Below are 16,523 nucleotides of genomic sequence, written 5' to 3'. Positions count from 1 at the left end.
GATGAAAAAAGCCGGCATAAGCCGACTTGATCTCATTTGATTCTTGCTTAGCGCAATTTTAAGGTCATTAGACCTAAAACTACCAGCATAATTGTGATAATCCAGAAACGGATGACCACCTGTGTTTCACGCCATCCTTTCTTTTCATAGTGATGATGTAACGGCGCCATAAGGAAAACACGTTTATTTCGCATACGAAGCGAACCGATTTGTAAGAATACAGAAACTGCTTCGACTACAAATACACCCGCCATAATTGCAAATACAATTTCCTGACGTACCATCACCGCAATAGTTCCCAGCATCGCTCCAAGCGACAAGGCACCAACATCTCCCATAAATACTTGTGCAGGATGCGCGTTATACCAAAGGAATGCTAAACCTGCACCTATCATTGCAGCACAAATAACAACGAGTTCAGATGAATATTTCACATAGGGAATATGTAAATAATTTGCAAAACGAACATCACCCGCCAAATAAGCAAACACCCCTAGGCCCGCCGCAACCAATACAATTGGCATAATTGCAAGACCATCTAAACCGTCAGTCAGGTTAACAGCATTCGACGCACCGTTAATCACTAAATAAGTGAATATGATAAAACCGATCCCTAAAGGGATTACCGATAAAGGAATTGTAAGATCTTTAAAGAAAGGGATCAGCAAATCCAACATATTCGCAGTGTGTACAGGATTAGTTTGCTGAGTCGCAATTACGTAGAGTGATATCCCTGCACCCAAAGAAGCGACAGATGTCCAAAAAAACTTCTTACGCGCTGGCAAACCTGCATTGTCTTTATAACGGATTTTAATCCAATCATCCGCCCAACCTACGGCGCCAAATATCACCATCACGCCAAGCACAATCCAAACATAAGGGTTTGAAAGATCTGCCCAAAGTAAAGTTGAAATCCCAATAGAAAGCAAAATAAGGAGACCACCCATGGTTGGTGTTCCCATTTTTTTGGCATGGTTTTCCGGAGCGAAAGAACTTACCGCTTGGCCATATTTTAAAGCTTGTAACTTACGGATCATGACAGGACCAAGGACTAGACCTATCGTGAGTGCTGTCAAGACACTGAGCAGCGCACGTAATGTTAAATAACGAACCACTTGGAACGAGCTGTGATAGCCGGAAAGTTGTTCAAATAACCATAACAGCATTTAGAGTTTCTCCATCAAATCTGCCATCAACGTTTCCATATGGGTATAACGAGAACCTTTGAATAAGAAACTCATTTTTTGCGGTTGATGTGTTTCGATTAGACTAATTAAAAATGGTAGAGCTTGCTCTTGATTGAGGAAAGCTTGTAACTTTTTCCCGTACTGAGTACTACGTGCGCCTTCCTGTGTTGCTGGTGCAAACTCACCAACAGCAACAACAAAGTTGAGTCCGCGAATCGAAACCAAATCTCGCCCGAGTAAATAATGTTGTTGAGCAGCAGTCGGACCTAACTCACCAATATCCCCAATCACCATGACACGAATACCTTCTTGCTTTGCAAGCACTTCACCCGCTGCACGCATCGACGTCGGATTGGCATTGTATGTATCATCGATAAATAAAAAATCATTTTTTTGAATAAAATTCAAACGCCCCTTTGCACCCACAGCTTGTTCTAAACCCGTGACAATATCATCCAAGCTGATATTTAATGACAATGCAAATGCAGCAGCAGCCAAAGCATTTTGAACATTATGCTCACCAGCAAAAGGTAAATCCACGGGTTGGACACCTACAGGCGTATGTAATTTAAATTGTGCACTTTGTGGATTCAGCTGAATATCTGAAGCATAGACATCACCACCTTCTCCAAAACTTAAAGTTTTTGTTGTTTTCACACTTTGACGGATCTGATCTACATAATCATCAGCTGCTGGTACGATCGAAGTTTCTGAAACATGACCATAGATTTCAGATTTAGCTTTACAAATTCCGTCACGCCCACCGAACTCACCAAGATGAGCCGTACCAATATTAATAATACCCGCAACATGAGGTTGAACGAGCTTCGAGGTATAGTCAATTTCTCCTTGATGACTTGCTCCGAGCTCCATCACTGCATATTCATGATCTGGTCGAAGCTCCAATAGCATCATAGGCACACCCAGATCATTATTGAGATTACCTCGCGTGATCAATGTCGGTGCTTTGCGAGCAAGAATACTTCCAAGCATTTCTTTAGTGGTGGTTTTGCCGCTACTACCAGTTAGTGCAATAACTTTTAATTGCGCATGTTGAGCGCGACGAAATGCACCAAGCATACCTAATGCTAATCTCGTATCTGTTACCACCAACTGACAAATATCAATATCTAAAGGCCGCTCAACAATCGCAATCTGACAGCCTTTTTCAGCCACTTGTTGAACAAAGTTATGCGCATCAAAACGCTCACCTTTCAGCGCTAAAAAAGCATCCCCCGACTCCGCATGACGTGAATCTGTCAAAATACGCTTTACTTCTCCAGTCGGTTTTTTATCATTCAACCAATACCCTTGAGTAGCAGCAACTAGATCAGACAAAGCCCATGGGACAAGTGTCGCAGTACTTGTAGTAGATGTGTGCATAATGATTCCTTAGTCTGCTGGATAAGATGCTGGCTCAGTCGCATGCTGACCCTTAATGGCTGCTTGGACTTCTACCACATCATCAAACCAATGACGGACACCATCAATCTCTTGATAATTTTCGTGGCCTTTACCTGCAATCACAACAATGTCACCTGCTTTCGCTGTTTTCACTGCAAACTTAATCGCTTCACGACGATCATGAATTTCATGAACCTCTCTGTTCAAAAATTCAATTCCAGCCTTCATGTCAGCAAAAATTTGTTCTGGGTTTTCAGTACGTGGATTATCTGAGGTGAGCAATACAACATCTGCATGATCTAAAGCAGCCTGTGTCATTAATGGTCGTTTACCGCGATCACGATCACCACCGCACCCAAACACAGCCCATAATTGCTGTGAAACATGACGTTTTAATGTTTGAAGAACCTGAACTAATGCATCAGGAGTGTGCGCATAATCCACGACAAACAAACGATCTTGATCACGCAACACTTGCATACGCCCTGGCGCGCCTTTTAGCTGAGGAACTAAAACGACTAACTGAGATAAATCTAAACCCGCCTGTTCAACAGAGATTAAGCTCGCAACTACATTTTCAATATTAAAATGACCCAATAACGGACTATGCACTAAATAGCTTTGGGACTTGGTCACCAATTTAAAATGAACCCCGTCTAAACTATATTGAATCTCTTCAACACGGTAATCCGCGGGTTGAGTGGTGGAGTAAGTTAAAATTTTAGGTTTTGCTGGATTTTGCTCCGCCGCTTTGAGCATGATATTTGCGTAAGCATCATCGATATTGATAATTGCAACTTTAAGACTCTCAAACTGAAATAAGCGTGATTTAGCTTCTGCATAGGCCTCTAAAGTCTTGTGATAATCCAAATGATCGCGACTTAAATTACTGTAAGCTGCAATTTCAATTGCCGTTCCATTGAGACGCCCCTGTTCAAGACCATGGGAGCTTGCTTCAATAGCAGCAAACTTAGCTCCCTGCTGAGCATAAGTATGCAATTGATTTTGCATATGCAACGCATCTAACGTGGTATGTGTAGATGCTTCAAGGTGAGGTAAAATCCCATTCCCTGTCGTCCCCATCACCGCACATGGGTGTTTGCTTAACACCAATAGCTCTGCAACAAGCCTTGAAATGGTCGTTTTACCATTGGTTCCCGTGACAGCCAATACTCGAAGTGGATTTACTGGCTGTGTCAGTTGCAAATAATCTTTCTGCCATTGTCCCATGAGCATACGCACATTCGGAACGATCAAACTTGGCGTTAAACCTAAATCTTGTTCTGAAATAATAGCCAAAGCACCAAGATCTAGTGCCTTCTGTGCATACTCTGCAGTTTTTTCAGGTTGAGAAAGACTAGTCAAAGCAATAAACACTTGTCCCGCTTCAACTTTACGACTATCTAATTGGAAGCCATTAAATGCTTGTTGCATCCATTCTGCTGGATGATCTACAGCGTAGATTTGTTGAAATGTAATCGACATTCATCACCTATGGAATGGATTTTGGAGTATCTAAGGGTTTATCCAATGGTACGTTTAATAGTCTCAGCGATTCCTGCATTACTTTTGCGAAAACAGGTGCTGAGACAGTACCACCGTAATATGTGCCTTTTGGATTTTCGACCACGACGACCATCGCCAAACGTGGATCACTTACAGGTGCAACACCTGCAAATAAAGCTCGATATTCATTGGTCGAATAACCTTTACGGTCAGCACGTAATTTGTGTGCTGTACCCGTTTTACCTGCAACGCGATAACCTGGTATTTGAGCACGAGTCGCTGTACCGCCTGGCAATGTTGCTGTCTCCATCATTAACAAGACTTGATCCGCAATTTTAGGATCAATCATTTGTTCACCTTGAGGAGCTTTATCCAACTTGTACAAACTTAAAGGGACTTTCTTCCCTTTATTTGCCAACATGGCATAAGCGTCTGCCAATTGCAGTACCGTGGCATTGAGACCATATCCATAGGACATGGTTGCAACTTCTGAAATATTCCATTTACTTGGCGGTAAGATCAGACCTGGACTTTCACCAGGGAATTTAACAGCCGAACGCTGTCCAAAACCAAGACGCTTATAGAACGTTGGTAAAGTCGGATAAGGCAAAGACAAGGCAATTTTCGCTACACCTACGTTGGAGGATTTTTGAATAATGCCACCTAAAGTAAGCGCTCCATAATTATGCGTATCACGAATTGTATGATTACCGACACGCATCGACCCTGGCGTGGTATTAACGACTGAGTTTGCAGTGTACTTACCACTTTCAAGCGCCATCGCCACCGTTAATGGTTTCATCGTCGAACCTGGTTCAAACGAGTCAACTGCACCGCGATTTCGCATTGCATCTTTATTGGATAAACTTTTTTTATCATTCGGGTTATACGACGGCCAACTGGTCATCGCTAGAATTTCACCGGTTTTGACATCGACCGCAATTGCTGTAGCAGAACGTGCATTATTTGCTACACCTACCGCGGTAAGCTCTCGATACATAATATATTGCAATCGAGAATCAATACTCAGTGTAATATTTTCCCCAGCTTCAACTTCTTTAATAACTTCTGGAACTTGAACACGGTTACCATGCTTATCACGTACAATTTTCTGTTCGCCATTGACCCCTGCAAGCCGCTTATTCAGCTGCATCTCCAAACCTTCAATCCCTGTTCCCTCGGTATTGGTTAAACCAATGATTTGAGAGTTGGGTTGTGGTTGTGGGTAATAACGTTTATATGATTTTTCAGAATATACGCCAGCAAAATTGCGTTGTGCTAACAGAGCCGCTTGAGCAGGTGGTACTTCTTTTTTCAATACTAAATAACGTGAACGAGCTCGATCTTGAACACGCTTTTTGAGGTCAGCTCGATCCAGCCCAACTGCATCTGCTAGCTCATCTAAATTCAGGTTTTCCTGTGGTAACTGATTTTTTAATTTTCGACTGGTTGGATTCTTTTTTAACTCTTCAGTAATTTCATCAAAAGTTGCTTTAGTTTCAAAATAATGTTGAGGATCAATCACCACCTTCATAATTGGTGTACTAATTGCCAAGGGAACGCCATTACGGTCGCTAATAACCCCTCGCATCGCACTTAATTTTTCAGTACGTAAAATTTTAGCGTTGGCTTTATTTTGCAAAAAGTCTTTGTTCACAATTTGAACATAAAAGGCACGTGCAACCAATACCACAAAAAATATCAGGACTAAGCCCCACATTAAATAGAAACGCCACATATCTACAGCAACGGTTCTTTTCTGTGTAATTGGCTGCTGTTTTTTACGTGTTTGTTTTGTTTTGCTTTTATCAACCATTCAGCGTGCCTATTGATTTTTCGCGGTTTCAGCAGGAAGTGAAATCACCACAGTCTGTGATGTTGGTGGTGAATACATACGTAATTGTGTCACTGCACGTGTCCCAATCTGTGCAGTCGCTCCAAATGTCTGTTGCTCAATAAGTAGACGACCCCATTCAGCATTGATGTCTTCAAGCTCACGCATATGCGTATTGAATTCACGAAAATCTTGACGATAAGAATAGACCTGATAGACCACCATAAATGCGCTCACCATGACCATAGCGGTTAAAATGCTATAGATCAGTATTTTTTTTCGCACCAAGGGCGTTGCTACAGGTTCCTGTTGTTCTACGTCTTTTTCCTTTTTCATTATTCGCCTTTAAAATTTATTCGCTCTGCAACTCGCAACCAAGCACTTCTAGAACGCGGATTTTGTTTCACTTCTTCTTCACTCGCACGTACGCGATCAATTTTTTTCAAGCGACGAGTTTCTTTAGGTTTCTGAGGCAAGCCCCAACCATCATCCTCAGCTAAAGTCGACTCTTTTTGAATAAATTGTTTAATAATTCGATCTTCTAAGGAATGGAAACTGATGACCGCTAATCGACCTCCATTATGAAGCATATCCAGCGCTTCAGGTAAAAAAGCATGCACATCTTCTAATTCTTTATTGATTTCAATTCGAATTGCTTGGAATGTACGTGTCGCAGCATGCTTATTCTTTTCCCATTTCGGATGGGCAACTTTTACAATTTCAGCCAATTGACCTGTAGTCTCAATATAACCTGCTGCTTTAATCGCTTTCGCAATGCGGCGGCTATATCGTTCTTCACCATATTGAAAAATAATATTCGCTAAATGCTCTTCATCAACTTCAACCAACCATTGCGCTGCAGTTAAGCCTTGAGAGTTGTCCATTCGCATATCCAGTGGACCGTCTTTCATAAAGCTGAAACCACGTTCGGCCTGATCAAGTTGTGGTGATGACACACCTAAATCTGCCATAACACCATCGACAGTATCAACACCGCGTTGATTTAAGGCTGTTTTAATATCTGCAAAACTTGCATGAATAATGGTAAATCTTGGATCTTCTTGTTCTAACTGAGCAGCCACAGCCAAAGCCTGCGGATCTTTATCAAAGGCATAGACACGAGAATGTTCATCTAATTTGGACAAGAGAAGTCGAGTATGACCTCCTCGACCAAAGGTGCCATCTACATAAATCCCTGTATTACGCCCACCCAATAGAGCATCTACAGTTTCATGAAGTAATACAGAAATATGCGACATAATAACGTTTCAGAACATCTAAAAATTTAACTGCACATTATTACCTTGTTTTAATAAAGCTCCAAACGACTTTTTGTAGGTAAATTTTACTTTCTATAGGCAAAACCGTTTCATTCACTGGAATGTTCAAATAAAAAAGCCTCACTTAGAGGCTTTTTTATTGAATTTCAATTACTTCGGTATATTAACGACGGCTGTTATAAATCTGATCAAAAATCGCACCATTCACAAAATGTGCTTGTTGTGCTTTTGCCCAACCACCAAAAACCTCATCAATGGTAAATGTTTTTAACTTAGGAAATTGTTTTGAGTATTTTGCTAACACTTCAGCATTACGCGGACGATAGAAATGCTTAGCAGCCATCTCCTGACCTAATGGTGAATATAAATAGTTGATATAGCCAGTTGCCAACCATTTATTGCCATTTTTATCTACAGTACGATCAACGATGGCAACAGAAGGCTCTGTTAAAATCGAAATAGATGGATAAACAATATCAAACTGATCTTTGCCCAAGGCTTTTTGAGTGACCAGTGCTTCATTTTCCCAAGTGAGCAACACATCGCCAATTTTACGCTCAGCAAATGTCGTCATAGAAGCGCGCGCCGCAGAGTCCATCACTTTGACGTTATGGTACATCTTGCCAACAAAGTCTTTTGCTTTCGCTTCATTACCACCTGGTTGTTTGAGTGCATAACCCCAAGCTGATAAATATACCCAGCGTGGTAGACCACCTGTTTTAGGGTTTGGTGTGATGATTTCTACACCCGGCTTAACAAGATCTTGCCAATCCTGAATTTTTTTAGGGTTACCTTTACGCACCATAAAAACAATGGTTGATGTATAAGGTGCAGAGTTATAAGGGAACTCTTTTTGCCATCCTTTATTGATTTGACCCGATTTCACGATCTCTTCAATATCATTTGCCAAAGCCAAAGTGACAACGTCACCTTTCAAGCCATCAACCACAGAGCGTGCTTGTTTACCTGAGCCACCATGAGATTGTTTAAAGTTGACTTTCACTCCAGTTCTTGACTGCCAATATTGACCAAATGATTGATTAAACTCATCATAAAATTCACGAGTCGCATCATAAGATACGTTCAGGAAATCACGTTGTGCTGCTTGAGAAGACAAACTGAACGATAAACCTGTTGCGAGTAAGCCCGCTGTAAGCAAAGCTTTAAATTGAATTTTCATAGTCAAAAATCTAGATATACATAATTAAGCTAAATATATGAAATAAAATCATATTCATCAATTTAATTTGGAGATGTGATTTACGTTATGTCGCCGCCATTTTTTTCAAGCTTATGAATTAATTCATAAATCATCTTAAATACAGCCTATATTCAAATATATAGTATTTTATGTATTCCTTATAAAAAAAATGGATAGCATGTCGCGATCCATTCACATAAGTTCTAAAAATAGATTATTTTTCTGCTGAAATTTGGTCGTAAATCGCGCCATTTACAAAGTGCGTTTGCTGCGCTTTCGCCCAACCACCAAATACTTTATCGATGGTAAATAATTGTACCTTTGGAAATTTAGCACTGTATTTAGCTGCGATTTTTTCATTACGTGGTCTAAAATTATGTTTAGCTGCTAATTCCTGCCCCAAAGGTGAATACAGATAGTTAAGATATCCTTTTGCGAGATTACGATTCCCATTTCTATCAACGGTTTTATCCACGATGGCAACAGAAGGCTCAGCTAGGATTGAAATGGATGGATAAATAATTTCAAATTTATCTTGACTCAAACCTTGCGTCGCTAAGAGCGCTTCATTTTCCCAAGACAGTAAAACATCACCAATTCCACGTTCAGCAAAGGTCGTGAGTGATCCACGGGCTCCTGAATCTAACACTTTGACATTTTTGTATAGTCGTTTGACTAATTCACGAGCTTTCGCATCATTTCCAGCAGGCTGTTTAAGCGCATAGCCCCATGCAGATAAATAAATCCAGCGTGGCGCACCACCTGTTTTTGGGTTCGGGGTAATGATCTCAACACCAGGTTTGACTAAATCATTCCAGTCTTTGATATTTTTTGGATTGCCCTTTTTTACTAAAAAAACAATGGTAGATGTATAGGGTGCTGAATTATTTGGAAATTCTTTTTGCCAATTTTTATTGATATAACCTGCTTTTACAATTTCTTCAATATCATTTGCAAGTGCCAAGGTCACAACATCTGCTTGTAATCCTGTTGCTACAGCACGTGCTTGTTTCCCAGATCCACCATGAGATTGCTTAAATTGCACGTCTTGACCAGTACGTTTTTTCCAAAACTCACCGAAACTTTGGTTATATTCTTGATAAAATTCGCGAGTGGGATCATAAGAAACATTTAAAAATGATATATTCGCCTGTGCAGTCATACTGAACAACAATGCCCCAATACTCATTGTGCCCAATAATTTATTGAAAAAGTGCTTATTCATTAAAATCTCTTTTTTATTACATTTATGAATTGCACTATATTTTTTATTTACTTCAGTCACAATGTATTCAATAGATGAATTAAATCATTGTAAATATCTAAATTTTATATACATTTTATTCATATGAATTGCATTTTTATCACTTATACTCTCTTTAAAATTTACCGCATAACATCATATCTTCACCAAATCTCCATATTTTATTGATAAAAAGAGGCAAAATTTATTTCAGCTACAGGTTGAGTAACTTAAGGATTGTTGAATAACAAATTGTAAGAAAGTGTGATGCATTTGTACTTTTGTGAATTTTATGTTTAAAATGTAAACCTAATTACTCTTACAATAAATTCAAAATAGGGGAAAATTGAAATGAATTTGTTCTATTTACAAGCGTTAAGCTTAACTTTATGTGTTTTTGGTATGAGCCAGACACATGCAGCAGCGTTACAAAATCCTGCTAAATCACTACAAAACTCTAGTGTTGCTGAAAAGTCTTTAACACCTATCGAACGCGCATTGACTCAACAAAAACGTGAACGTGCTGAGAACAAACCTTCTTCAGAGATGGATCAGATTAAAGTGATCACCTCTATTAAGAATGCTCCAACGCAAAACTTCCTAGCATCGCAACACCAACAGTTTTCGCGTTTTTTACAAAGTTTATTTCCTCAGCACACATCTTAAGCACCATTTTTCTCAATCTCCCCAATTGAGCCAAATTTAGCCCAGTCCGATTTAATGAATTAATCATTAAGCCACTGGGCTTTTTGCTATAATAAAACTAATTTTTATTTGATAACTTTTTCTGGCTATGACAGTTCGTACTCGTATTGCACCATCTCCTACAGGTTTCCCCCATGTAGGTACTGCTTATATCGCATTATTTAACCTATGCTTTGCTCAACAGCATGGCGGTGAATTTATCTTACGTATTGAAGATACAGACCAACTCCGTTCAACACCTGAATCAGAAAAAATGATTCTCGATTCATTGCGCTGGTTAGGTTTAAATTGGTCAGAAGGTCCAGATGTGGGTGGTCCTCATGCGCCATATCGTCAATCTGAACGTATGGATATTTATAAAAAATATGCGTTAGAACTGGTTGAAAAAGGTCATGCATTCTATTGTTTTGCCACTGCTGAAGAATTAGATCAAATGCGTGCAGAACAACAAGCACGTGGTGAATCTCCTCGTTATGATGGTCGTGGTCTAAAACATACGCCAGAAGAAGTTGAAAGACGTTTAGCGGCTGGCGAACCACATGTTATTCGCATGAAAGTACCTGAAGAAGGGATTTGTAAATTTAATGACTTACTCCGTGGTGAAGTAGAAATTCCATGGGCACAAGTTGACATGCAAATTCTGTTGAAAACCGATGGCCTACCAACTTACCACTTAGCAAACGTTGTTGATGACCATTTAATGGAAATCACTCACGTGATTCGTGGTGAAGAATGGATTCCATCTGCACCTAAACACCAATTGCTTTACCAATATTTTGGTTGGGAAATGCCTGTGCTTTGCCACATGCCACTTTTACGTAACCCTGATAAGTCAAAACTATCTAAACGTAAAAACCCAACTTCAATCAATTACTACAAAGATATCGGTGTATTACCAGAAGCATTACTCAACTATTTGGGTCGCATGGGTTGGTCAATGCCAGATGAACGCGAAAAGTTCAATTTGGCTGAGATGATCGAGAATTTTGACATCCAACGTGTATCGCTTGGGGGTCCAATTTTCGATGTAGAAAAACTCAATTGGTTAAACGGTCAATGGATCAAATCACTTAGCCCTGCTGAGCTTTTAGATACTTTATTGGCGTGGAAGGCAGATCGTGCCAAGTTAGAAGAGATTGCTGCCGCAATCCAACCACGTATTAACCTATTGTCTGAAGCAGTGAATTGGTCAGCACATTATTTTAATCACTTCCCTACACTGTCTAAAGAACAATTCGAAAGTAAAAAGTTATCTGAAGAGCAAGTTCGTCAAAGCCTACAATTTGCAATTTGGCGCTTAGAAAGCTTATTTACTTGGAATAATGACACTGTTAGCCAAACGCTAATGGATTTAGCTGCACAAATGGAAATTAAATTACGTGACTTTATGCCTGCGTTCTTTATTGCCATTGCGGGTTCTACTGCTTCAACGCCAGTGATGCAAACCATGGTGACCATTGGTCCTGATTTGACTTTTGCTCGTCTGCGTCATGCACTCGAAATCGTTGGCGGTCCAAGTAAAAAAGAGCTTAAAGTATGGGAAAAATTGAATGAAAGCTTAAAATTGCCGAAAAATGATGCAGTTGATGAAGCTTAATTAAATTTTTTATTGACGCATGAGTGTTATATCCCTAATATAGCGCTCACACAGATTGAGCACTTAGCTTGATACCTAGATTGCTTTTATAGCATTGACTGTGTTGCCTCATAAGTCCCTATCGTCTAGAGGCCTAGGACATCGCCCTTTCACGGCGGTAACCGGGGTTCGAATCCCCGTAGGGACGCCAAATTCTAAAAAACCACTGACCTCGATCAGTGGTTTTTTTTCATCTATACATTTTTGATTTTAGTTTCGATGTTATAGAATTAAGCAAAAGAAATACGGAGCGCTCATGCAGTACCAATGCCCTAAATGTCAAAGTCGTAAAATTCTTCCTTTAGCAAGTGCCAATGCACCTGCTGTACGACCAAATGTTCCTAAAAGCTTAATCATCCTCATACCCACTCTATTTTTACTCCTATTATTGGTGATTATTAGCGTTGTACTGATGATTTTTAGTAATGGTGCTGGTGAGACACTTCAAATTGCAACTGTGATCGTATTTTTAATTGCAGTGATAGCGGGTGTGATGTTCTGGAAAGATTTACCAGATTTCAAAATTTCGATGCAAGCCTTCATGCAATCTCAAAAGAAATGGAAATGCCGTGAATGTAATCACGAATGGGAAAATTAATTGTTTATTTTCATCTCTCCTTAGAGCTCATTTGAGCTTTAAGGACTTATAATTAAATAAATTTAAATTTTATATATGAGTAGTAGACAAAACCTTCAAAAGAGCATAATTTAATGAAATAGATCTCATTTTTGCATGGATAAGCAAGGAGAACCATAATGATAATAAAACTATTTCAATCACTATTCTTTGATCTAAAACGTACTCGAACAGCTAATTTATCCAATCTCGAGCCATCCACATCCTTAAACCCTCGAAATCAAATGTGGTTATACCTACGTGATGCATTACGTGGGAATGCTGAAGCACAATATCAATTAGGTCTGAGTTACTTAAATGGTGAACTAGGTTTGGATCGAAATTATCAAATTGCTGAAAAATGGCTGAACCAATCAGCGAATGCTGGAAATGAAAATGCAAAAAGAACTCTACTTCAAGCTTATAGTCTTTTAGCATTTTCATAAAATTAATTCATAAAAAAACCAGCCTGAAGGCTGGTTTTTTTATTAGATGGAATTAACCACCAATTTTGCGATATTTCTGGCGCTTAGCCACTAGATCATCGCCATCGCGTTTACGACGGTATTCTTCGAACTCAGCATAGTTTCCTGTGAAGAATTCTGGTGTTTCACCTTCGAATGACAAGATGTGTGTTGCAATACGGTCTAGGAACCAACGGTCATGCGAGATGACCATTACAGTACCTGGGAATACTAAAATTGCATCCTCAAGCGCACGTAAAGTTTCGATATCCAAGTCGTTCGATGGTTCATCGAGAAGGATAACGTTTGCGCCCATTTGTAGAATTTTCGCAAGCTGTAAACGGTTACGCTCACCACCTGACAATTGACCTACACGCTTCTGCTGATCTTGGCCTTTAAAGTTAAAACGACCAATATACGCACGTGATGCGATTTCATATTCACCAATACGTAAGATATCTAAACCGCCAGAAACTTCTTCCCAAACCGTTTTATTGTTATCTAAGGTGTCACGAATCTGACCCACGTAAGCCACTTTAACTGACTCACCTAGCGTTACCGTACCTGTATCAGGTTGCAATTCGCCTGTCATCATACGGAATAGTGTGGTTTTACCCGCACCGTTCTCACCCACGATACCCACGATCGCACAAGGTGGAACAACAAAAGATAAATCTTTGTAAAGTGTACGATCACCAAACGATTTGCTGATGCCTTCAACTTCTACAACCTTGTTCCCCAGACGTGGACCAGGTGGAATGTAGATTTCAGACGTTTCGTTACGTTGTTGGAATTCACGAGAGTTAAGCTCTTCAAAGCGTTCCATACGTGCTTTATTTTTCTTTTGCTGACCTTTTGCATTAGAACGAACCCATTCAAGTTCTTTTTTCAATGCTTTAGCAAAAGATTCTTCTTGCTTCTGTTCTTGCTCTAAGCGGGCATTTTTCTGCTCTAACCAAGAAGAATAATTACCTTGATAAGGGATACCCATACCACGGTCAAGCTCAAGAATCCACTCAGCAACGTTATCCAAGAAATAACGGTCATGCGTAATCGCAACGATTGTACCAGGGAAGTCTTTTAAGAAACGTTCCAACCATGAAACAGATGATGCATCCAAATGGTTCGTCGGTTCGTCAAGAAGCAACATGTCTGGTTTAGACAAGAGCAAACGGCAAAGTGCCACACGACGGCGCTCACCACCTGACAATTTAGTGACATCAGCATCCCAAGCTGGCAAGTTTAACGCTGCCGCTGCTTGTTCAAGCTGGTTATTTAAGTTATGCGCATCCCAAGTTTGAATAATTGCTTCAAGCTTTTCTTGCTCTTTTGCAAGTGCATCAAAGTCGGCATCTTCAGCTGCATATTCAGCGAAAACTTCATCAAGACGAGCTAACGCATCAAGTGCTTCACGAACGCCATCTTCAACGTTGCCACGAACGTCTTTTGTTTCATCTAATGGCGGCTCTTGCTCAAGGTAGCCGATTTTGATGCCTGGTTGTGCACGAGCTTCACCAGAGAAATCTTTATCTACGCCAGCCATAATACGAAGCAAGGTAGATTTACCTGCACCGTTTAAACCAAGAACACCAATTTTAGCGCCTGGGAAAAATGATAAAGAGATGTCTTTAAGGATTTCGCGCTTAGGCGGAACCATCTTAGACACACGGTTCATCGTGTAAATATATTGGGCCACGTAGGACTCCTCTATAAAAAAAACAAAATCCGCTGTAAATACAAATCGCGGACAAATAATTAGCGAGCATTATACGATGAATACGATAAAAACATAAGCCATACGCCCGAACTTGCAAGGAATGTTACAAGTTTATTTTTTCATCAAATTCACCATTCAAAGTGCACAAGAATATGGCTTTTAAATGAGCAACATATGAGAATTTTAGATAACTTTTTCAATATTTTATAAATTTTATAATATGATTAGGGTGCTATATTCTCATTGAACAATTTTTAAACCACAAGAAGATCTCAAAATGACATATAAGGACGAAACCCTCGCCATCCATGCTGGATACTCACCTGAACCAACGACTAAAGCTGTTGCGGTACCCATTTATCAAACGACGTCTTACTCATTTGATAATACGCAACATGGCGCAGACCTATTCGATTTAAAGGTCTCTGGGAATATTTATACACGGATTATGAACCCAACGACTGCTGTGCTTGAACAACGTATTGCAGCACTCGAAGGTGGGATCGGCGCATTAGCACTTGCATCAGGTATGGCAGCCATTACCTATGCCATTCAAACCATTGCTGAAGCTGGAGACAATATCGCTTCTGTATCTACACTTTATGGTGGTACATATAATTTATTTGCACATACGCTACCAAAACAAGGGATCGAAGTGCGCTTCTTCGATTATCAAAATCCAGAAAGTTTGCGGGCACTTGTTGATGAAAAAACTAAATTAGTCTTCGTTGAGTCTATTGGTAATCCACTCGGCAATATTATTGATTTAGAGGCGATTTCCAAGCTTGCACATGAACTTGGTATTCCTGTGATTGTGGACAATACGGTTGCTACACCAGTGCTTCAAAAATCTTTTGAATTTGGTGCAGATATTGTTGTTCACTCTCTAACCAAGTACATCGGCGGACATGGTAATTCGATCGGCGGTATCATTGTTGACAGCGGTAAATTCCCTTGGGGTAAATATCCAGATCGTTTTAAAGCATTAAATACTCCCGATCCAAGCTATCACGGCGTGAACTATGTCGAAGCGCTTGGTGAAGCAGCTTATATTGCACGTGCTCGTGTCGTGCCATTACGCAACACAGGTGCAGCGATTAGCCCACAAAATGTTTTCTTAATCCTACAAGGTTTAGAAACATTAAGTCTACGTATGGAACGTCATACTGAAAATGCTTTAAAAGTTGCTCAATATTTACAAGCTCATCCAAAAGTAAAATGGGTAAATTACGCAGGATTACCTGATCACCCGCAGCATGCTTTAGCTCAGAAATACGTTAAGGGCAAACCTTCAGCAATTCTTTCATTTGGTGTACAGGATGGTTTAGCGGGCGGAACTCGCTTTATTGATGCCCTACAATTATTCACACGATTGGTGAATATCGGTGATGCAAAAAGCTTAGCATGCCACCCAGCAACCACAACGCATCGCCAACTGAATGAAGAAGAGTTAAAAGCTGCTGGCGTTTCTACGGATATGGTTCGCTTATCTATTGGAATCGAACATGCTGACGATTTAATCGCCGACCTAGAACAAGCGCTCGCTCAAGTTTAATCTTGGTAATACATTAGAAATAAAGCCTCATGACTGGGGCTTTATCCTCATTTACCATATCGTCTTTTTCAATTATTTTATTCGTATTACCACAATAAAAAATTAGAGCATTTACTCTAATTTTTACAATAAATTCATAAACTTATGCCATGGTTTATTTTCATTTTTCCACTAT

14 protein-coding genes and 1 tRNA gene are annotated in these 16,523 nt (G+C 39.9%); 6 read left to right on the top strand and 9 right to left on the bottom strand.

Annotation, left to right across the window (positions count from 1 at the left end; genetic code table 11):
- Positions 1–47: 47 nt before the first annotated feature.
- The 8 genes from mraY to AC1M9C_RS05630 all read right to left on the bottom strand — a co-directional run bounded on the left by mraY (position 48) and on the right by AC1M9C_RS05630 (position 9,601).
- The gene (gene mraY, locus AC1M9C_RS05665) at positions 48–1,166 is read right to left on the bottom strand and encodes a phospho-N-acetylmuramoyl-pentapeptide-transferase (RefSeq protein ID WP_092767279.1); all 1,119 of its coding nucleotides are present in this window, start codon (positions 1,164–1,166) and stop codon (positions 48–50) included.
- On the bottom strand, positions 1,167–2,570 hold the full coding sequence (locus AC1M9C_RS05660) for a UDP-N-acetylmuramoyl-tripeptide--D-alanyl-D-alanine ligase (protein WP_481953357.1): 1,404 nt from the start codon (positions 2,568–2,570) through the stop codon (positions 1,167–1,169). It lies immediately after the preceding gene.
- A gap of 9 nt (positions 2,571–2,579) precedes the next feature.
- A complete protein-coding gene (locus AC1M9C_RS05655) occupies positions 2,580–4,076 on the bottom strand; it encodes a UDP-N-acetylmuramoyl-L-alanyl-D-glutamate--2,6-diaminopimelate ligase (RefSeq protein ID WP_481586730.1) in 1,497 nt (498 codons plus the stop codon).
- A 7-nt stretch (positions 4,077–4,083) separates the two neighbouring features.
- Positions 4,084–5,913: a penicillin-binding protein PBP3 gene (gene ftsI / locus AC1M9C_RS05650; RefSeq protein WP_481586729.1), complete on the bottom strand. Its 1,830-nt coding sequence runs from the start codon at positions 5,911–5,913 to the stop codon at positions 4,084–4,086.
- 9 nt (positions 5,914–5,922) lie between these two features.
- Positions 5,923–6,267: a cell division protein FtsL gene (gene ftsL / locus AC1M9C_RS05645; protein WP_035263955.1), complete on the bottom strand. Its 345-nt coding sequence runs from the start codon at positions 6,265–6,267 to the stop codon at positions 5,923–5,925.
- Positions 6,267–7,190: a 16S rRNA (cytosine(1402)-N(4))-methyltransferase RsmH gene (rsmH, locus tag AC1M9C_RS05640; RefSeq protein ID WP_481586728.1), complete on the bottom strand. Its 924-nt coding sequence runs from the start codon at positions 7,188–7,190 to the stop codon at positions 6,267–6,269. The genes ftsL and rsmH overlap by 1 nt, the downstream gene beginning before the upstream one ends.
- A gap of 184 nt (positions 7,191–7,374) precedes the next feature.
- Entirely contained in the window at positions 7,375–8,391 is a 1,017-nt protein-coding gene (locus AC1M9C_RS05635) for a sulfate ABC transporter substrate-binding protein (protein ID WP_481953356.1), read from the bottom strand.
- Positions 8,392–8,626: 235 nt separating this feature from the next.
- Positions 8,627–9,601, bottom strand: coding sequence for a sulfate ABC transporter substrate-binding protein (locus AC1M9C_RS05630; protein ID WP_481953368.1), 975 nt, complete (start codon positions 9,599–9,601; stop codon positions 8,627–8,629).
- Positions 9,602–10,006: 405 nt separating this feature from the next.
- On the opposite strand from AC1M9C_RS05630, the gene AC1M9C_RS05625 reads away from it, so the two are divergent.
- The 5 genes from AC1M9C_RS05625 to AC1M9C_RS05605 all read left to right on the top strand — a co-directional run bounded on the left by AC1M9C_RS05625 (position 10,007) and on the right by AC1M9C_RS05605 (position 13,058).
- Complete coding sequence (locus AC1M9C_RS05625) at positions 10,007–10,321, top strand: DUF4179 domain-containing protein (protein ID WP_481953355.1); 315 nt, start codon at positions 10,007–10,009, stop codon at positions 10,319–10,321.
- 127 nt (positions 10,322–10,448) lie between these two features.
- Complete coding sequence (gene gltX / locus AC1M9C_RS05620) at positions 10,449–11,957, top strand: glutamate--tRNA ligase (protein ID WP_481586726.1); 1,509 nt, start codon at positions 10,449–10,451, stop codon at positions 11,955–11,957.
- 114 nt (positions 11,958–12,071) lie between these two features.
- Positions 12,072–12,147 (top strand) — tRNA-Glu (locus AC1M9C_RS05615).
- Positions 12,148–12,252: 105 nt separating this feature from the next.
- Positions 12,253–12,594, top strand: coding sequence for a hypothetical protein (locus AC1M9C_RS05610; RefSeq protein ID WP_481586725.1), 342 nt, complete (start codon positions 12,253–12,255; stop codon positions 12,592–12,594).
- Between the two features lie 158 nt (positions 12,595–12,752).
- Positions 12,753–13,058, top strand: coding sequence for an SEL1-like repeat protein (locus AC1M9C_RS05605; protein WP_051586493.1), 306 nt, complete (start codon positions 12,753–12,755; stop codon positions 13,056–13,058).
- 52 nt (positions 13,059–13,110) lie between these two features.
- Here the strand turns inward: AC1M9C_RS05605 and ettA are convergent, their stop codons facing one another.
- The gene (ettA, locus tag AC1M9C_RS05600; RefSeq protein WP_035263944.1) at positions 13,111–14,772 is read right to left on the bottom strand and encodes an energy-dependent translational throttle protein EttA; all 1,662 of its coding nucleotides are present in this window, start codon (positions 14,770–14,772) and stop codon (positions 13,111–13,113) included.
- Between the two features lie 298 nt (positions 14,773–15,070).
- Here ettA and AC1M9C_RS05595 point away from each other — a divergent pair, with 298 nt between their 5' ends.
- Positions 15,071–16,348, top strand: coding sequence for an O-acetylhomoserine aminocarboxypropyltransferase/cysteine synthase family protein (locus AC1M9C_RS05595; protein ID WP_035263942.1), 1,278 nt, complete (start codon positions 15,071–15,073; stop codon positions 16,346–16,348).
- The last annotated feature ends 175 nt before the right edge of the window (positions 16,349–16,523 follow it).

This window comes from Acinetobacter sp. 24-47-39 (assembly GCF_056783825.1).
Note: the sequence above shows the minus strand (reverse complement) of the source record. Positions and strands in the feature narration are given on the sequence as shown.

Bases quoted from the DNA above. Each gene is read 5' to 3' on its own strand.
- AC1M9C_RS05595 (WP_035263942.1), top strand. From the start codon at position 15,071: ATGACATATAAGGACGAAACCCTCGCCATCCATGCTGGATACTCACCT.
- mraY (WP_092767279.1), bottom strand. From the start codon at position 1,166: ATGCTGTTATGGTTATTTGAACAACTTTCCGGCTATCACAGCTCGTTC.
- AC1M9C_RS05635 (WP_481953356.1), bottom strand. From the start codon at position 8,391: ATGAAAATTCAATTTAAAGCTTTGCTTACAGCGGGCTTACTCGCAACA.
- AC1M9C_RS05605 (WP_051586493.1), top strand. From the start codon at position 12,753: ATGATAATAAAACTATTTCAATCACTATTCTTTGATCTAAAACGTACT.
- rsmH (WP_481586728.1), bottom strand. From the start codon at position 7,190: ATGTCGCATATTTCTGTATTACTTCATGAAACTGTAGATGCTCTATTG.
- ftsL (WP_035263955.1), bottom strand. From the start codon at position 6,267: ATGAAAAAGGAAAAAGACGTAGAACAACAGGAACCTGTAGCAACGCCC.
- AC1M9C_RS05625 (WP_481953355.1), top strand. From the start codon at position 10,007: ATGAATTTGTTCTATTTACAAGCGTTAAGCTTAACTTTATGTGTTTTT.
- AC1M9C_RS05655 (WP_481586730.1), bottom strand. From the start codon at position 4,076: ATGTCGATTACATTTCAACAAATCTACGCTGTAGATCATCCAGCAGAA.
- AC1M9C_RS05660 (WP_481953357.1), bottom strand. From the start codon at position 2,570: ATGCACACATCTACTACAAGTACTGCGACACTTGTCCCATGGGCTTTG.
- AC1M9C_RS05610 (WP_481586725.1), top strand. From the start codon at position 12,253: ATGCAGTACCAATGCCCTAAATGTCAAAGTCGTAAAATTCTTCCTTTA.
- AC1M9C_RS05630 (WP_481953368.1), bottom strand. From the start codon at position 9,601: ATGAGTATTGGGGCATTGTTGTTCAGTATGACTGCACAGGCGAATATA.
- ftsI (WP_481586729.1), bottom strand. From the start codon at position 5,913: ATGGTTGATAAAAGCAAAACAAAACAAACACGTAAAAAACAGCAGCCA.
- gltX (WP_481586726.1), top strand. From the start codon at position 10,449: ATGACAGTTCGTACTCGTATTGCACCATCTCCTACAGGTTTCCCCCAT.